Raw genomic sequence first — 17,252 nt, forward strand, 5'->3', positions numbered from 1 at the left:
CCTTTTTCAGCTCGGTTCAAGTCACCAACAAAAAGTAGGAAAACAGCTGACTGGCGAATGGCTTCCTGCGGAACCAATTCATATAAGGCATCTTTTTTCTCTTTACTGCGCACAAGAATCACCGAGTAAGATTGGAAATTTTTCCAAGAAGACGCCATTTGAGCAGCAGTCAAGATTTCATTTAAGTGTTCTTGAGGAATCTCTTGCTCCTTAAAGCGACGAACTGAAGTATGAGCTTTCATCAGTTTAATGGTTTCTGTCATCGGCGATTTTCTCCTTCTAGTCTTGTCTCCTCAGCCAAATAACGAATCCGTTCCATGACCCGTCTAGCTTCCCAAGTCTCGTCATTTCCATTCTTTCCTTTGGCAAAATGTTTTTCCAAATCTTGGAAATTAAAGTTGGAAGTAAAGAAGGTCGGCAAATCTTCCTGCATACGATACTGGAGAATAACTTGGAGAATCTCATCACGTACCCAAGGTGTTGACTGCTCTGCACCAATATCATCCAAGACCAAGACTTCTGCTAACTTGATCTCATCCACCAAGGTCTTTACAGAGCCTTCACCGATAGCATTTTTTACATCAATGACAAAACTTGGATAGTGGAGAATGGTTGTTGAAGCACCACGTTTTTCAGATAGGTCATGGGCTAAAGCTGCCATCATGAAACTCTTACCGACACCAAAATCCCCATAAAGGTAGAGACCTTTTCGGATACTTGGGTAAAGATCAACAAAGGCATAGAGTCTCTCAAAAATCGGCAAGCGTCCTAAGTCATCTAGGTCAATCTGAGCCAATTTCGCTTTCTTGAGACTTGCTGGTAGATTGATCAACTTGAGACGATTCTTGATAGCCGCCTCTTTTTCAGCCGCGATTAGCTCTGGTGTTTCTTCATAAGACACATCTGCATAACCATGATTCATGACCAAGATAGGCTTGTAGCCACGCGCTATATAGTCAGCATCCCCACGAAGAAACTTATCCCGTTCTGTGATATATTGGTTGAACTTGGAAATGCTGCGATTTAACTCCTCTGGACTGAGGGATTCTTTCTGGATAAAAGCCGCTACATCGGGGTCCTTCATGATCTGCTGGACCAAGTCTTGATACTGAAAACGACTTGTCTGACGTTTGATTACATCACCAACACTTTCCATCTAGTCTCCTCCTTCTTCTAATCGGGCTAACATTTCTTGTTTTTTGCGTTCTAGTTCCAGACGAGTTTCCTCACTGGTTTGATTCTTGTATTCTGGATTGCTCCACTTGGGAACATTGGTCTTAGTCGAGCTAGTTTTCGATTTTTGGTCTTCCTGACCTTTTTGCTGACGCTCTCGAATCCGAAGCACGGCTTCCTCTGCTGTCCGAATCTTGCGATAGGCATAGTCGTTTGCGACCTTCATAGCATATTTTTCATTGACATTAGCCGAATCAACCTTGTTAAAGGTTAGAAGCAAGACGATATTGATGACTTCGTCCAACAAACCTACAGACGCCATCTGGTGAAGGAGTTCTCTTTCACTTTGGGTGATGTTTCCCTTACGTGTTTGCTTGATTTCGGCTAAAAATTCCAGGGGAGTTTTATTTTTGGCTTCCCTGATAATGGTCATTTCTTTGGGGCTAAAGTCAGAAGATGCTGGCTTTTGCGCAATCTTTTCACGCATGCGTTTGACTGAAATAACCTGAGCCACCGCTGTCGCCTTAGCTAATTGATAGGTTTCAAACCAGGTCCATTTTTTTTCATCTGCGATGGCAAACAATTCCAAAACATCTGCTTGCTCATTTTCAAAACGCAAGCCATCTCGAGCCATCAGCCGCTGAAAATGTTCCAAGTCAAAATCATTTTTTAACTTGCTTTTAGACTCGATTGGTGTCACTTCTTCAGTCAGGGTTGGAAAGACTTGACTCAAAGAAACCGAGAGTGCTTCTCCCTTACTTGGAGCCTGCTTCATAGCAGAAACAGCTGTATCCCCAATCTTTTTCTCTAATAATCTGCTATAGACAGAATGACTTAGAAATTCCTGACTGGAGAGGGGAGGATGAAGCTGTAATTCATAGGTTTCTCCCTTTTGATAAAGGGTCAACAAATCCAAGGCAGACAAGACTTTGAAGGATTGGAGCAAGGTCGGCATGCCAAAGTTCAAATGGTTGAGGATATGAGAAAAGAGGTGTTCCTTCTGCCCACCATCCCAAAAGGTAATGGCATATAGATAGAGGCTCAGTGCCTCCTGACCGATAATCGGGAGGTAGCACTGCACCAGAGAAGAGGTATCTTGTGACACCCGATTATTCTTTAGAAAGGAAAAACGGTCATTTGGTTTCATCTATTTTTCCTTTTTCTTCTTAGAGGACTGAGTGATCTGCTGGAGAAGGCTCTCCAACTCACTCACGTCCTTAAAGCTACGGTAAACACTGGCAAAACGAACATAGGTAATCTCATCAAGCTCTGCCAATTCTTCCATGACTAAAGACCCAATATATTCACTTTGGATCTCATTCTCACTGCGACTACGGAGTTTTTGCTCAATACGATTGACCACCATGTTGATTTCATCACTTGACACAGGACGCTTCTGGGCTGAGCGGATAATCCCATTAAAGATTTTATCTCTCGAAAACTGTTCTCGCGTACCGTCTTTTTTGACGACAACCAGCGTTCTTTCTTCTACTCGTTCATAGGTTGTAAAACGATGCTGACACTCATCGCACTCACGTCTTCGACGGATGGTATTTCCTTCTTCGGCTTGTCGACTATCAACAACACTAGACTTGGTAGCCCCACATTTTGGACAACGCATGCATTTCCCTCCTTGTCGTTTTCTTTTCATTATACCATTTTTTGAGCAATTCCCAAAACAATTCTTATTTTTACTTGACAAGTTTTTTGTTTTATTGTATTATTTAATTAGAACAATAAAGACATAGAAAGGAGACTATGATGTCCTGGTCATTTGATAATACAAAACCCATTTATTTACAGATTATGGAAAAAATCAAACTACAGATTGTTTCCCATGAACTGGAACCCAACCAACAGCTCCCTACCGTGAGAGATTTGGCGAGCGAGGCTGGGGTCAATCCTAATACCATTCAGCGCGCCTTGTCTGACCTCGAACGTGAAGGATTTGTATACAGCAAGCGGACAACTGGTCGATTTGTCACCGAGGATTTGGACCTCATCGTTCAGTCCCGCAAACAACTTTCCGAGGAGCAGCTACAACAATTCGTCTCTTGCATGCTTCAATTTGGCTACAAAAAAGAAGAACTGCCAAATGTATTAAGCGACTATATTAAAGGAGTTTAAGACTATGACACTACTAGCACTTGAAAATGTAACAAAATCATATGGAGCAACTGCGGCACTTGACAATATCTCACTAGAGATCTCAGCTGGAAAGATTGTCGGGCTCCTCGGACCAAACGGATCCGGAAAAACAACCTTGATCAAACTGATTAACGGTCTCCTTCAGCCAGACAAAGGACGTGTCCTCATTAACGGACAGGATCCAAGTCCTGCTACCAAGGCAATTGTCTCTTATCTACCAGACACAACTTATCTCAATGAGCAAATGAAGGTTAAAGAAGCCCTGACTTACTTTAAAACCTTCTATCAGGATTTCAATCTTGAACGCGCCCAACATCTGCTTGCAGACCTTGGCATTGATGAAAATAGTCGTTTAAAGAAATTATCAAAAGGAAACAAGGAGAAGGTCCAACTAATCCTCGTTATGAGCCGTGAAGCCCGCCTCTATGTTCTTGACGAACCAATCGGAGGTGTGGATCCAGCCGCCCGTGATTATATCCTCAACACCATCATCAACAACTACTCACCAACCTCTACGGTACTGATTTCAACCCACTTGATTTCAGATATTGAGCCAATCTTGGATGAGATTATCTTCCTCAAAGACGGAACAGTCGTCCGCCAAGGAAATGTCGATGATATTCGTTACGAGTCAGGTGAATCAATTGACCAGCTCTTCCGCCAGGAATTTAAAGCCTAAGCAAAGGAGATTATTATGTTTTGGAATCTAGTTCGTTATGAATTTAAAAATGTCAATAAATGGTATCTGGCACTCTATGGAGCTGTGCTTGCAATTTCAGTTTTGATTGGAGCTTTCCTTGGTAGCCTTAGTCAGAGTTACAATTCTAACAATGCTGTTTATTTCATCTTCTTTTTGGTACTAGTCTTTGGGGGACTCAGCGTCACTCTTTGGATTGCAACAATCTTTTTAATCATCCGAAGATTCAAGGGGAGTGTTTATGACCGCCAAGGGTACTTGACCTTGACCTTGCCTGTCTCTGAGCATCAAATCATCATCGCAAAACTTTTAGGTGGTCTTGTCTGGTCCATCTTAAGCTATATCGTCTTTATCTTGAGTGTATTGATTATCTTCTTCTTAACACCAATAGAAAAAGACTTCACTGTCCTCTATAACTTCATTTCCCCTTACCTCAGCTACGGCTGGCTGTATGCCCTATCACTATTTGTCGGTTCGATTACATGGATTTTATCTATTTACCTCTCCATCTCAATCGGACAACTCTTTAATGAGTATCGAACAGCTATGGGGATTCTAGCCTATATCGTCATTGCCATCGTCATTGGTTATGTTTCTCTCTTTTTCCGAATTGAAAATGACTTTAACATGATGATTGGTACAGAAATTCTGCGCGATCTCTTTTTATCGGCTATCTACTATCTCGGTACCTACTATATTTTGAAAAACAAGGTTAATTTGCAATAAAAAATACCCAGCTTACAAGAGCTGGGTTTTCTATACTTTAACTCAATATCAAACTGGCTACAAGAGGGCTGACAAAGACATAGAGAATCCCGGTAACACCGATAGCTAAACCACCCATGGCTCCTGCTATAGAACCATATCGAAAGGCGGTTCCCGTTCCGACTGCGTGGCCTGTTCCTCCAAGGGAGAGTCCGACAGCCACTGGATCATCAATCTTCAACCACTTCAAAAGGGTTGGCCCGATCACACTGGTTAAAATCCCAGTCGCCACTACGACAACCAAGGTCACAGTGGTCAGACCTTGCAATTTTTCTGTAATCCCCACTGCCATAGCGGTTGTCACCGACTTGGGGAAGAGAGAAATAGCTAGGAAAAAGTCCATACCAAATATTTTCGCCACTATGGCAGTGAAGCTAGTATTGACAACCACTGCTAGCAGACTACCAAAGAGAATACTCCGAGCATGGTGCTTCATCAGATGAAAACTCTTATAAAGCGGAATCCCTAGAGCCACTGTCGATGGGACAATCAAATTATTCAGATAAACCCCACCTTGGTAGTAATCTTGGTAAGAAATACCCGTCGCCTTAAGAAGGATGATAATAAAAATTGCCGACAAAAGCAAGGGCGTTGTCAATGGATGGGGAAAACGTCTGTAAATCAGCATTCCCACTAGATAAGCTAGGATAGATAATGCAATCCCAAACAGAGGATTCGATACAAATTCACTCATTTCGTTTCTCCTTTCTCATAATCTCCCTCAAATCGTCTCTTGATAAACTGAACCACTAGGGCTATGAGGATAATGTTGATGACAGCCGCAAAAAAGACAATCAAGACGATAGGCAAAAGATAAGGAGCAATCACATCAAACTTTTCCATGATACCAACTGCTGGTGGCAAAAAGAGAATGGTCATATTGGCCAGCAAGAAATTCCCAACCATGTTGACATGCCTGGTCCTTAGCCACTTGAACTGTAGGGCTAGAAAGAGAATAATCAAACCGATAATACTGCCTGGGATGGGCAGATGAAAGAAACTAGAGATTCCCTCACCGATCAATGAAATCACAAAAAGAATCATTAATTGAACATATAATTTCATCCTAAACTCCTTGAAATAGAATTCTTGCATACCAGTTTACTCTTTTTTCAGAAAATTTCAAGGAAATATCGAAATTTTTCTTTCTTGCAAGGATTGATCAAAAGTAGTATAATCATTGCATGCGCAATCATCTTGTGTTACAAAGGCAGTTAGTAATGACTTTGTGATTTTTACTTTGAAAAGAAAGGAGAAAGCAATGACCTATTTGGAAAAGTGGTTTGACTACAACTGCCGTCAAAAGGAAATGGAAGCCATGCTGGAAGAAACTATTGCCCAGCAGAGTGAACAAAGGCTGAACTTGAAAGAGTTTTACCTGCTCTACTATCTGAATCTGGCCCAAGAAAAATCTCTACGACAAATTGACCTGCCAGATAAACTCCATCTCAGTCCAAGCGCTGTTTCTCGAATGGTGGCTAGGTTAGAAGAGAAAAACTGTGGCTTGCTTAGTCGCAGATGTTGCGACCAGGATAGACGGGCTAGTTTTATCTGCCTGACTGACGAGGGACAAACAACCCTGGCTTATCTACAAAAAGCCGTCGAAGAAAGATTGGAAACCAGTCTTGATTTCTTGCCTTAATAAGTATTTTTAAAAAAAAGTTGCGTGCGCAATCATTTTTCTTGACATTCCTCTTTTCAAGGAGTACAATAAAGTCAAGATCGAACAAAGGAGTTTTATATGATCGAAATTACCTATCTAGACACCAGCAAACAAGAGAGAACCATGACTTTCGAGTCTTACGAAGACTTTGAACGTTCTCAACAAGCTTGCCTTATCGGTGTCGCAGACTATTACCCAGTTCAAAAATTAACCTATAATGGTCATGATTTGGACTACCATGGGACTTATGGAGATGTCTTCTTCTATCTCATGAAACAAGATTTAAGCCAATATAACTAAAAAAGGAGAAATACAATGGCAAAAGCAATTACAGATGCAACATTTGAACAAGAAACAAAAGACGGTTTGGTCTTGGTAGACTTCTGGGCAACTTGGTGTGGCCCATGTCGTATGCAAGGTCCAATCTTGGACAAATTGTCTGAAGAACTTTCAGAAGATGTCTTGAAAATCGTTAAAATGGACGTTGATGAAAATCCAAACACAGCTCGTGCTTTTGGAATCATGTCTATCCCAACTCTTCTCTTCAAAAAAGACGGCCAAGTGGTGAAACAAGTTGCTGGAGTTCACACTGCAGAACAAATCAAGGCCATCGTTGCTGAATTGAGCTAATCACACGAGAGACCAAGTACTTTATTTGGTCTCTTTTTTTCTTGCCCTTTGCCATTTTTCAAAAAATATGCTAGACTGTAGGTAGAATATTACGATGTTTGGGACATGCCATCGCTAAAAAAAACCTCTACTTGGTATTTTTTAGCTCCCTTAAGGGAGCTTTTTGCGTGCTCTGAACATTTCCCATTTTGGAAGGAGTACTATGAAACGTCAATCAGCCTTGGTCGTCTTTAGTGGCGGTCAAGATTCCACAACCTGCCTCTTTTGGGCTAAAGAACACTATGAAACAGTCGAAGCTGTCACCTTTGCCTATGGCCAACGCCATCATCTCGAAATCCAAGTTGCCAAAGAAATCGCTAAGGAACAGGGTATTCGTCATCACATCCTAGATATGTCTCTACTGGGACAAATCACTGAAAATGCCCTGACCTCTGATCTGGAAATTGAGCAAAAAGAGGGAGAGGTTCCCAATACCTTCGTTGACGGTCGCAACCACCTCTTTCTTTCCTTTGCGGCAGTTCTTGCCAAGCAACGAGGCATTAAAGACATCGTGACAGGTGTCTGCGAGACAGATTTCTCAGGCTACCCTGACTGCCGGGATGTCTTTGTCAAATCTCTCAATGTCACCCTCAACCTTGCCATGGATTATGACTTTGTTATCCAAACACCTCTCATGTGGCTTGACAAGGCTGAAACTTGGAAGTTAGCCGACCAACTCGGTGCCTTTGACTATGTTCGTGAAAAGACCTTGACCTGCTACAATGGGATTATCGGAAGTGGCTGCGGGGATTGTCCAGCATGCCACCTACGTCAGCATGGCCTAGATGTTTATCTCTCACAGAAAGGAGTTGGCTGATGTTTTTTGCACCTAAAGAAATCAAACAGGAAACTGGAGAGTCTCTTGTCTACAATCCTCACAGAACCTTAGTTTCAAAAGAGTTTACTTTTGACGCTGCCCACCACCTCTTTCACTATGAGGGAAAATGCAAATCCCTGCACGGCCACACTTATCATCTGCAGATTGCTGTTAGTGGATTTTTAGATGAACGGGGCATGACCTATGACTTTGGAGACATCAAAGGTATCTACAAGGACTACTTAGAGCCCCACTTGGATCATCGCTATCTCAACGAAACTCTACCCTATATGAACACGACTGCTGAAAACATGGTTTACTGGATTTTCCAAACCATGAGTCAAGAGTTGCCAGACGAACGCGGTCTCCGTTTGGAATACGTTCGTCTTTATGAGACTCCAACTGCCTTTGCAGAGTTTAGACGGGAGTGGTTAGATGACTAGGGAACGTGTCCTCAAACTACCTGTTCTGGAAATTTTCGGCCCAACCTTTCAAGGTGAAGGTCGTGCTATTGGGCAGAAAACCATGTTTGTCCGCACTGCTGGTTGCGACTACCATTGCGACTGGTGCGACTCTGCCTTTACTTGGGATGGTTCTGAGAAGCCTACTCGCATGACAGCTGATGAAGTCATCGCTGCCTTAGATAAATTGGGAAGCTACGACTATGTAACCCTATCTGGCGGAAATCCCGCAATCTTAGCAGCCAACATGGCTGAACTCGTCACCAAGCTCAAGGAACGCGGTGTCACTCTAGCTGTTGAGACCCAAGGCTCTCGCTGGCAAAATTGGTTAAAAGACATCGACCAGGTCACTCTTAGCCCCAAACCTCCTTCCTCCAAGATGGAAGTCAACTTTGAGACCTTGGATTTCATCGTTTCCCAACTGGACCCAGACAAAGTCACCTTTAAAATCCCTGTCTTTGATGATGCCGATTTGGCCTTTGCCAAAGACATTCAAGAACGCTACCAACCAGATGTTCTCTTCTTATCAGCAGGAAACCCTGAGCCCAAGGCTACGGGTAATATTGTCCAAGACCAACTGGACCGTCTCAAAGAACTTTGGGAACGCATCGCCGCTGATGATAGTTGGGGGAATGTCCGCGTCCTCCCTCAACTGCATACTCTCCTCTACGATAACCAACGTGGTGTTTAAATTAGAAAGAAAAAATCATGTCACAACAAGAAGAAATGAAAAATCTAAGCCTACTGGGCAACAAAGAAACCAACTACATTTTCGAGTATCAACCAGAAGTCCTCGAATCCTTTGACAATCGTCATGTGGAAAATGACTATTTCATCAAATTCAACTGTCCTGAATTTACCTCTCTTTGCCCAATCACTGCTCAGCCAGATTTTGCGACGATTTATATTTCCTACATTCCTGACAAGTTCTGTGTCGAGTCAAAATCCCTCAAACTCTACCTCTTTAGCTATCGAAATCATGGAGATTTTCACGAAAACTGTATCAACACTATCGGGAAAGACTTGGTCAACTTGCTCGACCCTCGCTATTTAGAAGTATGGGGAAAATTCACTCCACGCGGGGGCATTTCAATCGACCCCTACTACAACTATGGTAGACCTGGAACCAAGTATGAAGGCTTAGCAGAACAACGCCTCTTCCAACACGACCTTTACCCAGAGAAAATTGACAATCGCTAAACTCATACTCAATGAAAATCAAAGAGCAAACTAGGAAGCTCAAGTTGCTCAAAGCACTGCTTTGAGGTTATAGATAAGACTGACGAAGTCAGCTCAAAACACTGTTTTGAGGTTGTGGATAGAACTGACGAAGTCAGTAACCATACATACGGCAAAGTAAAGATGACGTGGTTTGAAGAGATTTTCGAAGAGTATCATACGAAAAAGCCCTGTTCCTCAAAACGAGGAGCAAGGCTTTTTGAATTTCAATTATTCTTCTGTTCCAAGGAAGTTTTTCGCAACAAGGGCTGCAAGAACACCACCAACGATTGGGGCAAGGATGAAAATCCATACTTGTTGAAGGGCTGCACCACCTACCAAGACAGCTGGTGCCAAGCTACGAGCTGGGTTTACTGAAAGGCCAGTGATGTTCAAGCCCACAAGGATCAAAGCTGTCAATGACAAACCAATCACTAAACCAGCGATTGCACCATTGCCTTTGCTTGCTGAAGTGACAGTCATGATAACTAGGACAAACAAGAAGGTTGCGATGACTTCAAACAAGAATCCACCAAAGACAGTGACACCGTTTGCCAAGGCATTTTCACCAAGACTAGCAGTTGACATGCCTGAGTTAGACAAGAGGAAGAATACCGTAGCTGACGCAAGGAAAGCTCCAACTACTTGTCCAAGGATGTAGTTTACAAGCTCTGAAGATGACAAACGTTTGTTTACAAACATAGCGATTGAAACAGCCGGGTTCAAGTGAGCCCCTGAAACAGTTCCGATTGAGAAAGCTGCGACTACGATGGCCAAACCAAAAGCAAGAGCAATCCCAAGGTGGCCAAGACCTTCAACACCATTCCCAAAAACAACAGCTCCTGTTCCGATGAACACAAGCATAAATGTACCGATTAATTCAGCAATAAATTTTTTCATGATAAGTCTCCTTTTTTTAAACTATGTATTAGTCTATCAAAAGAAGGAAAGGGTTTCAAGAAAATTGACTGGAAAGTTATTTGAAGATCATGAACCGACTCGCTTATCCTTAGTACTGAAAGGATTGAATAGCTTCTTTCAAGTCATCTTGTAAAAGTTTATGACAGTCTAGTTGAAGGTAAATTTCTAGCAAACAAGATCTGAAATTGGAAAATTTATGGAAATCATTTACTTCTTTCAAGGGAAATTCGACTGTTTGCAGCCAAGCAGTGAGGAGAGACGATTCGATTTTCCCTCGTAAGATTGGTTCATAAAGTACTCTCGCTAACCGCCAATCTTCATCATTTGTAAAACGAATCTCAACACGTTTAAAGATTTTCCCAATGATTTCAAATGCTTCGGCTATATCTGACTTTGGAAAGCTAGGATGGCATATAACCTCCGTCAAGAGATCAGCCCCATGCGCAAATGCGTGGATCCACCCAAACTGATGAGATTAACCCGTCGTCTCTTTTTCCTTTGTAAGATAGTGTAAGCCTTGATTTAGCATGGTAACCCTGATAGGAGAAGACAACTGCTGGTAATAAAGTGATTCCTTAGTACCATCGCAGGACAGTAGATTGGCATAAATAAGCGCCCTAAAAGAACGTTTAAGAGCCGAGACACCTCTACTATCAATTTCTTTGTATAGACCTTCATCAGAGGAGACCCCTTCTGAGATAAACTGAAACTGCTCAAGGGAAAACAACTCTTCTTGAAGGCCCCTAGCTAAACTCGTAAAAACAAGTTCGTCTCGAATTTCTGGAGAGGGATCTCCCAAATGCTCAAGCAGCCACTGAATTTCTTCTCGGCTATAGCTTGGTTTTTCTTCTGTCACTTTTCTTTGTAATTCTTTATGCATCTAAAGTACCTCTGGATTTCTAGTAACTTATCAAAAAGTCATCCGAAGATGACTTTCTTTCTTATTCTGTTTTTGATGGAGTTTTTCCTGCTGCAATCGCATCTGCTTCTGTCATCTCAACAACGTTGGCTTTATTCGTTTTTGAAGGCATTCTATTCTTACTATACCAATAAACTTTTGATTTTCCATTGTTTGCAACATAGACAATTCTATCTTGCTGTTGAGCTTTGGTTTCAGCTTCACGTGCAATTCTTTTTTCTTCTTTTTGAGAAATTGATGATTCAACTGCACCTATTCTATCAAGCAACTCTGTCTTTTTATCATTATTTTCAATCTGATTAACTGTCTCTTTAGCAGACTTCACTTGGCTCGCATCTTGACTTTCTTCCAATTGTTTGACTAAGGTTTCACCTTTTTCTTGCAACTCCTTTGCAGCTTTTTCTTTGGCAATTCTCTCTTCTTCTGCTTTTTCTTTAGATTTTTTCTCTTCTTCAACTCGTTTTGCCTCTTCTATACTAGATGAAGTATCCGTAGTTGAAGCTGTCGAAGTAGTAGATGTCGCAGTCTGCTTAGTTTCTGATTGAGAAGATGAAATTTTCTTTGTGACTGTCGGAGTTTGAAGAGCAACTGCAACAAAACTGACAATGAAAAGCCCTATCATTAGATTTCTTTTTCGAATATCTGGCGATTTCTTTACAAAATACCAAATACCAACTCCGCTCAAAACAAGATAGAGAGTAGGCAAAGCAATCAATAAAATGATTCCCAATAAAACTAGACCAATTTTGATAAAGAGCATTCTTTTGGGGTCTTGCTCTAGCCATTCTTTGATTCTATTCATATTACTCTCCTAAAACTCTGTCCAATCTTTACTCCCCCAACTCAGCACTGTAGGCAATAATCTGATTAACCGTGTCAGACAAGAACTGAATCGTATCACGGAGTGGTTTATCCATTGAGATATCGGCTCCGATAATCATGGCTGATTCAAGCGGTGTCTTGCTACCACCTGATTTGAGGAGATTGAGCCAATCTTCAGCTCCAGTTTCTGAATGTTTCAGATGAAGGTAACCAGCAGTCGAGATGACTAGTCCAGCTGAGTAGGTGTAACTATACAAGCCCATGTAATAGTGAGCTTGGCGCATCCAAGTCAAGGCCGCATCGTCATCAATCTCAATAGCATCTCCCCAGAAATCCGTCAAGACTTCCTTCATAATACTGTTGAGCTTGCTTGCCCCAAAGGTTTCTCCTTCTTCAATCAATGTATAAACCTTGCGCTGGAAGGCTGCTTCCAAGAGGTGGGTAATAAAGTTATGGAAGTAGGTATCTGTCAAGCGGTGGGCAAGAGCAAAGCGTTTTTGACGAGGATCGTCAGACTGATGTTCCAAATAATCACTTAAAAGCAATTCATTGAAGGTTGATGGCGCTTCGACATAGTAGGTAGACATGTGAGCGTTGAAGTAACTCTGATGATTGTCAGAAAAGATGAATTGACCAGAATGTCCAATTTCATGGATCAAGGTATAGACATCGCTCAAACGGCCTGTCCAGCTCATGAGAACATAAGGATGTACACGATATGGATCCGTTGCATAACCACCAGAATCCTTGCCACTATTGGCAGCGAAGTCAACCCAGCGTTCTTCTTGGTAGCGGGCGATTTCTTGAGTGTATTCTTGACCCAATGGTGCGACTGATTTCATGACCAAATCATAGGCATCGTCGATAGTCACTTCAGGATTGAGGGCGCTGTCCAAGTCTAGCTTCCAGTCTGCAAAAGTCATCTTTTCAAGACCATTAACCTTGGCAACATGCTTGAGGTATCTCTGAGCGACTGGCGCAAAGTCCTTCATGATGAGGTCAATCTGGCGGTCAAACATGGCACGGTCCACTTCTTGCTCAGCCAGAAGATAGTCAAAAACTGAGTCGTAGTCCTTCATATCAGCCAAGAGTTTTTCAGACTTGACCTGAGCTAAGTAGGCTGCAGCAGCTGTATTTTGGTGCTTACGAAGTCCCTCTGAGAAGGAACGGAAGGATTTCTCACGAACCTCAGCGTCCTCGTGGTTTTGGTAGAAATTTTCATAGGTCACAAAGCTGTTTTTGTAGGTTTTTCCATGGGCTTCAAAGTCAGCCATTTCGAAATCCCCAGCACGCATCTTGGTGTAAATATCCTGTGGACTGTAGAAAACTTCACCAAGATTAGTCAAGACCTTCTCCACATCAGCCCCTAGATAGTGGGCTTTTTTGATTTTTGCCTGACGAATGGCAGCTGTTAAATGTGGTAATTCACCCAAACGGTCCAAGACTTCCTCGTCTGCAGCCACCAAGGCGTCGTCAAAGAAGGTCAAGGCTACGCTGGCGTCTGTTTCAAATTCCATCCCAGCTTGGGCAATATTGGCAAAATCTTCATTGCTATAGTCTGTCGTCTGAGGCATAAAGGCATAATTGCCAATATGGCTCATCTGGATGTAGATTTGCTCCAATTCCACAAAGGCCTTCTCAAAATCCTCAAAAGTGTGAAGATTCCCCTTGTAATCACGGCTAAATTGATTGATGTCTTCGCGCGTTTTCTCGATTGCACGCAAGAAATCCTCACGGTCTTGGTATAGGGCGGTTAAATCCCAAAGTTCCTTTTCTGGAAATTCTGAACGGTGTTTTTGTTCCATATTTTTCCTCTTATTTTTCTAATTCTACTAAAACACTAAGGGCTGATAAGGCGTAAAGCGGTGCTGTTTCTGCTCTTAGAATGCGAGGTCCAAGACCTGCCAAAACAGCTCCTTTAGTTTCAAAACTTTCGATTTCTGCTGGTGACAGACCACCTTCTGGACCAAAGATAAAGAGCAGTTTAGCTCCTTTTTCAAGACCAGAGACCGCTTGTAAGAGCGCAGCGACTTCTCCTTCTTTTGCTGATTCTTCATAGGCTACTATGATAGAGTCAAACTGGTCCAGCTGGGCTAGAAAATCTGCTTTCTTCTCGAAAAGCTGAATACTTGGAACGATATTACGCTTGCTTTGTTCTGCCGCTCCAAGGGCAATTTTTTCCAGTTTTTCAACCTTTTTAGCCAATTTCTTACCATCCCATTTGGCGACCGACCAGTCAGCGGGAAAGGCCCAGATTTGACTGGCACCAAGTTCCGTCACTTTTTGAGTGATGAACTCTAGCTTGTCTCCCTTGGGAAATCCTGATGCGATGGTTACTTGGACTGGTAGTTCCACATTGTCAGCTAATTCTTCGACCAACTCAAACTGATGATTTTCCACATCTACCACGCGCGCCAAGCGCTTAATGCCATCATCAAAGACCAAGGTCACCTCATCATCTTCTTTCAAGCGCATAACCTGAAACATATGCTTGCTGGTTTCCTTGTCCTCAATGGTGACAGGAGAGATTGCACTGCCCTTGACAAAATACTGTTGCATGCTAGCCTCCAATCACACCAGAGATATCCTTGGTCTTCTTAAAGACACAGGCATTCCATTCCCCTTGAATCATATGGGTTTCAAGGAAGAAACCTGCCGACTCAGCTGACTCACGCACCATATCCCACTTGTCCTTGATAATGCCACTCATGATCAGGTAGCCTTCATCCTTGACCAAGCGATAAGCATCATCCGTCAGATGAATGAGAATATCCGCTAAGATATTAGCCACAATCACATCTGCCTCAATCTCCACACCCTTGAGCAAATCACCTGCCGCTACATGGATATTTTCCATGCCAGGGTTGAGCTCAATATTTTCCTGAGCCACACGAACTGCCACATCATCTAGGTCATAGGCGAAGATTTCCTTGGCACCAAGCAACGAGCTGGCAATGGAGAGGACACCTGAACCTGTCCCCACATCCAGCACCGTTTCGCCACCACGAAGAACCTGCTCCAAAGCAAAAAGGCTCATCTTGGTCGTTGGATGCGTTCCAGTCCCAAAAGCCATACCAGGATCCAGCTTGATAATCTTTTCTCCCATTGTCGCCTCATAGTCTGTCCAGGACGGCACGATGGTCAAGTCATGAGTAATACGGGCTGGCTCATAGTATTTCTTCCAGTTGTCTGCCCAGTCTTCCTCAGCCAAGGCAGTCATGCCAATCTTGACCTCTCCTAAGTCCATAAAATCTGTCAATTCTGCTAGACGTGCCTGCAAGTCTGCCTCAACTGCCGCTACATCAACCGTTTCGGGATAATAGGCTGTCACCACGATTTCTTCTTGCTGCTCGACTTCAGGGAATATTTCACCAAAACGGTCGACATTCCCCACATAGTCCATACTATCTTCAATCGCAACACCTTGCGCTCCTAGCTCAATCAAGAGATTAGAGACCAGCTCCTCCCCCTCACGCTTCACTGTAACTTTTAACTCTTGCCATGTTTCCATCATTAAGATACCAAGCCCGTAAAACACAAAGCCAAAATAGAAAATTCTCTGAAGACACTTGGGTCTAAGAGAAGTTTATCTTTTTGGCACACTGTTTAGGGCGGGTTCAGTTTAGAAATGTAACCGAACCATCCTTTCTATTTCTCTATACATTTTTTCATGTAAACCATATCCATACCTTCTTTTTCAGGCTCGATATGGGTTTGACGGTAGCCATTTTTCTCATAAAAGGCGACCATCCCCGCATCCTGTAATACCGTACACAAATCCCACTGTTTAATCGTTGAAAATTCCTTTTCCAGCAATCTCAATCCCTCAGAACCATAACCTTTTCCTTGATGCTGAGGCAAAATCGCTGCCGTTCCCAACCAAGCCTCCGTCAATTCTTCATTGGTCTGAATTCGTAAAAAACCGATAATTTCGTCCTTTTCTTTTACAAAGTAGTAATAACTATTAAGACGCTCGACTAGTTTCCATTTGATTCGTTCGCGGTCCTCCAGATAAGGATCATACTCATCTTGATATTTTTCATAGACAGCCTTAAAGCTAGCTCTTTGAATTGCAATTACGGTTTCTAAATCCTCTGCTCCTGCTCGGATAATCTGAATCATACTAATACCTCCAAATTCACTCTCTCAACTCGCTTCCTATGCTCTTCCACACGCTGTTTTACTGACCCTCAAATTCTTCAATCACATCCGTGTAGTGTTCTTTCATTGCGTTATGAATCTGCTGTTTAAAAATACCAAACATAAGATAATAAACAAATAGAACAATTCCTGCAAACAGTATCAAAAATAAAAAATATACTGAAAGGGGCAGTACGAGACCTCTACCACTCAGTAAGGGTATAGCAAGCATTAATACCCAAATAACAGCCATAGAAATCCCAGCTACTTTCGTACCACTTTCCCTTTGTTTTTTTAACTTTAAATATTCTATATAAATGAATGTAGCTTCTTCCCTAGAGTATTGTCCAGCTTTTAGTTTGCGTTTAACTTCCTTATTTAGTGTCGTTGTTGCAATTGCAAAAATCATTTTACTTCCTTCAAATAATCCCTCACTCTCCCCTGCAACTGGGGGACAACCTTATCTGAGCCAAGAAACTCCTCAATACTCATCAGTTTGTAGCCCTGCCCTTCGTCACCAAAGACAATACTATCAAACTGTTCCTGCCTTAACTTACCAACTAGAAAGACGGATTCCTTCCCCTCAAAAAGCATACTTGGGTACACCTTACTCCAAAGCAGACACTCTTCAATCAAATGAATTCCCAGCTCTTCATAAACTTCACGCGCTACACACTCAAAAGGACTTTCATCACCCTCTCGTCCGCCACCTGGCAATTCCCAGGTATTAGGGTATGGAATGTTTGATTTATCATCACGTAGGATAGTCAGGAGCTTATCACCACAAAAGAGGGCAATTTTGCAACCAGTAAAATCAGAAATTTCTATTTCCATATCAT

General features: G+C 42.4%; 24 protein-coding genes and 1 pseudogene. 10 read left to right on the forward strand and 15 right to left on the reverse strand.

Annotated elements, in window-relative coordinates:
* The 4 genes from ATE34_RS07245 to nrdR form a co-directional block, all read right to left on the reverse strand.
* Positions 1–263: nitroreductase family protein (locus tag ATE34_RS07245; RefSeq protein ID WP_180382685.1), on the reverse strand; the 263-nt coding region annotated here is incomplete at its 3' end.
* The gene (dnaI, locus tag ATE34_RS07250) at positions 260–1,156 is read right to left on the reverse strand and encodes a primosomal protein DnaI (RefSeq protein WP_000446485.1); all 897 of its coding nucleotides are present in this window, start codon (positions 1,154–1,156) and stop codon (positions 260–262) included. The genes ATE34_RS07245 and dnaI, both read right to left, overlap by 4 nt.
* The gene (locus tag ATE34_RS07255) at positions 1,157–2,320 is read right to left on the reverse strand and encodes a DnaD domain protein (protein ID WP_084911467.1); all 1,164 of its coding nucleotides are present in this window, start codon (positions 2,318–2,320) and stop codon (positions 1,157–1,159) included. It lies immediately after the preceding gene.
* Positions 2,321–2,794 (reverse strand): transcriptional regulator NrdR, encoded by a 474-nt coding sequence (nrdR, locus tag ATE34_RS07260; RefSeq protein WP_001203678.1) that lies wholly within the window; start codon positions 2,792–2,794, stop codon positions 2,321–2,323. It lies immediately after the preceding gene.
* A gap of 140 nt (positions 2,795–2,934) precedes the next feature.
* Between nrdR and ATE34_RS07265 the strand changes: the two genes are divergently transcribed.
* The 3 genes from ATE34_RS07265 to ATE34_RS07275 are packed head-to-tail and all read left to right on the forward strand — an operon-like array spanning position 2,935 to position 4,744.
* Positions 2,935–3,300 carry a GntR family transcriptional regulator gene (locus ATE34_RS07265; protein WP_084873418.1) on the forward strand — a complete coding sequence of 122 codons (366 nt, stop codon included), beginning with the start codon at positions 2,935–2,937 and terminating at the stop codon, positions 3,298–3,300.
* A gap of 4 nt (positions 3,301–3,304) precedes the next feature.
* A complete protein-coding gene (locus ATE34_RS07270; RefSeq protein WP_084911468.1) occupies positions 3,305–4,000 on the forward strand; it encodes an ABC transporter ATP-binding protein in 696 nt (231 codons plus the stop codon).
* 15 nt (positions 4,001–4,015) lie between these two features.
* A complete protein-coding gene (locus ATE34_RS07275; RefSeq protein WP_000498776.1) occupies positions 4,016–4,744 on the forward strand; it encodes an ABC transporter permease in 729 nt (242 codons plus the stop codon).
* Positions 4,745–4,781: 37 nt separating this feature from the next.
* Here ATE34_RS07275 and ATE34_RS07280 read toward each other — a convergent pair whose 3' ends face one another.
* Positions 4,782–5,477 (reverse strand): LrgB family protein, encoded by a 696-nt coding sequence (locus ATE34_RS07280; RefSeq protein WP_084911469.1) that lies wholly within the window; start codon positions 5,475–5,477, stop codon positions 4,782–4,784.
* Positions 5,474–5,848, reverse strand: a complete 375-nt coding sequence (locus ATE34_RS07285) for a CidA/LrgA family protein (protein ID WP_000781326.1) — start codon at positions 5,846–5,848, stop codon at positions 5,474–5,476. The genes ATE34_RS07280 and ATE34_RS07285 overlap by 4 nt, the downstream gene beginning before the upstream one ends.
* Before the next feature lie 196 nt (positions 5,849–6,044).
* Here ATE34_RS07285 and ATE34_RS07290 point away from each other — a divergent pair, with 196 nt between their 5' ends.
* The 7 genes from ATE34_RS07290 to queF all read left to right on the forward strand — a co-directional run bounded on the left by ATE34_RS07290 (position 6,045) and on the right by queF (position 9,593).
* A complete protein-coding gene (locus ATE34_RS07290) occupies positions 6,045–6,425 on the forward strand; it encodes a MarR family winged helix-turn-helix transcriptional regulator (protein ID WP_033606232.1) in 381 nt (126 codons plus the stop codon).
* A gap of 99 nt (positions 6,426–6,524) precedes the next feature.
* Positions 6,525–6,746: a DUF4649 family protein gene (locus ATE34_RS07295; RefSeq protein WP_000570266.1), complete on the forward strand. Its 222-nt coding sequence runs from the start codon at positions 6,525–6,527 to the stop codon at positions 6,744–6,746.
* Positions 6,747–6,761: 15 nt separating this feature from the next.
* Positions 6,762–7,076 carry a thioredoxin gene (gene trxA, locus ATE34_RS07300; protein ID WP_001029581.1) on the forward strand — a complete coding sequence of 105 codons (315 nt, stop codon included), beginning with the start codon at positions 6,762–6,764 and terminating at the stop codon, positions 7,074–7,076.
* Positions 7,077–7,278: 202 nt separating this feature from the next.
* The gene (gene queC / locus ATE34_RS07305; RefSeq protein ID WP_061598119.1) at positions 7,279–7,932 is read left to right on the forward strand and encodes a 7-cyano-7-deazaguanine synthase QueC; all 654 of its coding nucleotides are present in this window, start codon (positions 7,279–7,281) and stop codon (positions 7,930–7,932) included.
* Complete coding sequence (gene queD / locus ATE34_RS07310; RefSeq protein ID WP_084911470.1) at positions 7,932–8,375, forward strand: 6-carboxytetrahydropterin synthase QueD; 444 nt, start codon at positions 7,932–7,934, stop codon at positions 8,373–8,375. The genes queC and queD overlap by 1 nt, the downstream gene beginning before the upstream one ends.
* Positions 8,368–9,084 (forward strand): 7-carboxy-7-deazaguanine synthase QueE, encoded by a 717-nt coding sequence (queE, locus tag ATE34_RS07315; protein ID WP_061598117.1) that lies wholly within the window; start codon positions 8,368–8,370, stop codon positions 9,082–9,084. Before queD ends, queE begins: the two co-directional genes overlap by 8 nt.
* 17 nt (positions 9,085–9,101) lie before the next feature.
* Positions 9,102–9,593 (forward strand): preQ(1) synthase, encoded by a 492-nt coding sequence (gene queF / locus ATE34_RS07320; protein WP_084911471.1) that lies wholly within the window; start codon positions 9,102–9,104, stop codon positions 9,591–9,593.
* A gap of 249 nt (positions 9,594–9,842) precedes the next feature.
* On the opposite strand, the gene ATE34_RS07330 is transcribed toward queF, so the two are convergent.
* From ATE34_RS07330 to ATE34_RS07370, 9 genes and pseudogenes are all read right to left on the reverse strand, one after another.
* Positions 9,843–10,511 (reverse strand): MIP/aquaporin family protein, encoded by a 669-nt coding sequence (locus ATE34_RS07330; RefSeq protein WP_084911472.1) that lies wholly within the window; start codon positions 10,509–10,511, stop codon positions 9,843–9,845.
* A 109-nt stretch (positions 10,512–10,620) separates the two neighbouring features.
* A pseudogene (locus tag ATE34_RS07335) lies at positions 10,621–11,412 on the reverse strand (DUF2785 domain-containing protein).
* Positions 11,413–11,473: 61 nt separating this feature from the next.
* Positions 11,474–12,253, reverse strand: coding sequence for a deoxyribonuclease (locus ATE34_RS07340; protein WP_084911473.1), 780 nt, complete (start codon positions 12,251–12,253; stop codon positions 11,474–11,476).
* A gap of 28 nt (positions 12,254–12,281) precedes the next feature.
* Entirely contained in the window at positions 12,282–14,078 is a 1,797-nt protein-coding gene (gene pepF, locus ATE34_RS07345; protein ID WP_084911474.1) for an oligoendopeptidase F, read from the reverse strand.
* Positions 14,079–14,088: 10 nt separating this feature from the next.
* Positions 14,089–14,832 carry a 16S rRNA (uracil(1498)-N(3))-methyltransferase gene (locus tag ATE34_RS07350; protein ID WP_061598113.1) on the reverse strand — a complete coding sequence of 248 codons (744 nt, stop codon included), beginning with the start codon at positions 14,830–14,832 and terminating at the stop codon, positions 14,089–14,091.
* Between the two features lies 1 nt (position 14,833).
* Positions 14,834–15,784, reverse strand: a complete 951-nt coding sequence (gene prmA, locus ATE34_RS07355; protein ID WP_081103110.1) for a 50S ribosomal protein L11 methyltransferase — start codon at positions 15,782–15,784, stop codon at positions 14,834–14,836.
* A 137-nt stretch (positions 15,785–15,921) separates the two neighbouring features.
* On the reverse strand, positions 15,922–16,395 hold the full coding sequence (locus ATE34_RS07360) for a GNAT family N-acetyltransferase (RefSeq protein ID WP_061598111.1): 474 nt from the start codon (positions 16,393–16,395) through the stop codon (positions 15,922–15,924).
* A gap of 58 nt (positions 16,396–16,453) precedes the next feature.
* Positions 16,454–16,822, reverse strand: a complete 369-nt coding sequence (locus ATE34_RS07365) for a hypothetical protein (RefSeq protein WP_061598110.1) — start codon at positions 16,820–16,822, stop codon at positions 16,454–16,456.
* Positions 16,819–17,247, reverse strand: coding sequence for an NUDIX hydrolase (locus tag ATE34_RS07370; RefSeq protein WP_061598109.1), 429 nt, complete (start codon positions 17,245–17,247; stop codon positions 16,819–16,821). Before ATE34_RS07370 ends, ATE34_RS07365 begins: the two co-directional genes overlap by 4 nt.
* Positions 17,248–17,252 lie beyond the last annotated feature (5 nt).

The sequence above is a fragment of the Streptococcus oralis subsp. tigurinus genome (assembly GCF_002093545.1).
In the GTDB taxonomy this organism is placed as follows: Bacteria; Bacillota; Bacilli; order Lactobacillales; family Streptococcaceae; genus Streptococcus; species Streptococcus oralis_C.

Coding starts and splice junctions, on each gene's coding strand:
- dnaI (WP_000446485.1), bottom strand. CDS start 1,156: ATGGAAAGTGTTGGTGATGTAATCAAACGTCAGACAAGTCGTTTTCAG.
- ATE34_RS07255 (WP_084911467.1), bottom strand. CDS start 2,320: ATGAAACCAAATGACCGTTTTTCCTTTCTAAAGAATAATCGGGTGTCA.
- nrdR (WP_001203678.1), bottom strand. CDS start 2,794: ATGCGTTGTCCAAAATGTGGGGCTACCAAGTCTAGTGTTGTTGATAGT.
- ATE34_RS07265 (WP_084873418.1), top strand. CDS start 2,935: ATGTCCTGGTCATTTGATAATACAAAACCCATTTATTTACAGATTATG.
- ATE34_RS07270 (WP_084911468.1), top strand. CDS start 3,305: ATGACACTACTAGCACTTGAAAATGTAACAAAATCATATGGAGCAACT.
- ATE34_RS07275 (WP_000498776.1), top strand. CDS start 4,016: ATGTTTTGGAATCTAGTTCGTTATGAATTTAAAAATGTCAATAAATGG.
- ATE34_RS07280 (WP_084911469.1), bottom strand. CDS start 5,477: ATGAGTGAATTTGTATCGAATCCTCTGTTTGGGATTGCATTATCTATC.
- ATE34_RS07285 (WP_000781326.1), bottom strand. CDS start 5,848: ATGAAATTATATGTTCAATTAATGATTCTTTTTGTGATTTCATTGATC.
- ATE34_RS07290 (WP_033606232.1), top strand. CDS start 6,045: ATGACCTATTTGGAAAAGTGGTTTGACTACAACTGCCGTCAAAAGGAA.
- ATE34_RS07295 (WP_000570266.1), top strand. CDS start 6,525: ATGATCGAAATTACCTATCTAGACACCAGCAAACAAGAGAGAACCATG.
- trxA (WP_001029581.1), top strand. CDS start 6,762: ATGGCAAAAGCAATTACAGATGCAACATTTGAACAAGAAACAAAAGAC.
- queC (WP_061598119.1), top strand. CDS start 7,279: ATGAAACGTCAATCAGCCTTGGTCGTCTTTAGTGGCGGTCAAGATTCC.
- queD (WP_084911470.1), top strand. CDS start 7,932: ATGTTTTTTGCACCTAAAGAAATCAAACAGGAAACTGGAGAGTCTCTT.
- queE (WP_061598117.1), top strand. CDS start 8,368: ATGACTAGGGAACGTGTCCTCAAACTACCTGTTCTGGAAATTTTCGGC.
- queF (WP_084911471.1), top strand. CDS start 9,102: ATGTCACAACAAGAAGAAATGAAAAATCTAAGCCTACTGGGCAACAAA.
- ATE34_RS07330 (WP_084911472.1), bottom strand. CDS start 10,511: ATGAAAAAATTTATTGCTGAATTAATCGGTACATTTATGCTTGTGTTC.
- ATE34_RS07340 (WP_084911473.1), bottom strand. CDS start 12,253: ATGAATAGAATCAAAGAATGGCTAGAGCAAGACCCCAAAAGAATGCTC.
- pepF (WP_084911474.1), bottom strand. CDS start 14,078: ATGGAACAAAAACACCGTTCAGAATTTCCAGAAAAGGAACTTTGGGAT.
- ATE34_RS07350 (WP_061598113.1), bottom strand. CDS start 14,832: ATGCAACAGTATTTTGTCAAGGGCAGTGCAATCTCTCCTGTCACCATT.
- prmA (WP_081103110.1), bottom strand. CDS start 15,784: ATGGAAACATGGCAAGAGTTAAAAGTTACAGTGAAGCGTGAGGGGGAG.
- ATE34_RS07360 (WP_061598111.1), bottom strand. CDS start 16,395: ATGATTCAGATTATCCGAGCAGGAGCAGAGGATTTAGAAACCGTAATT.
- ATE34_RS07365 (WP_061598110.1), bottom strand. CDS start 16,822: ATGATTTTTGCAATTGCAACAACGACACTAAATAAGGAAGTTAAACGC.
- ATE34_RS07370 (WP_061598109.1), bottom strand. CDS start 17,247: ATGGAAATAGAAATTTCTGATTTTACTGGTTGCAAAATTGCCCTCTTT.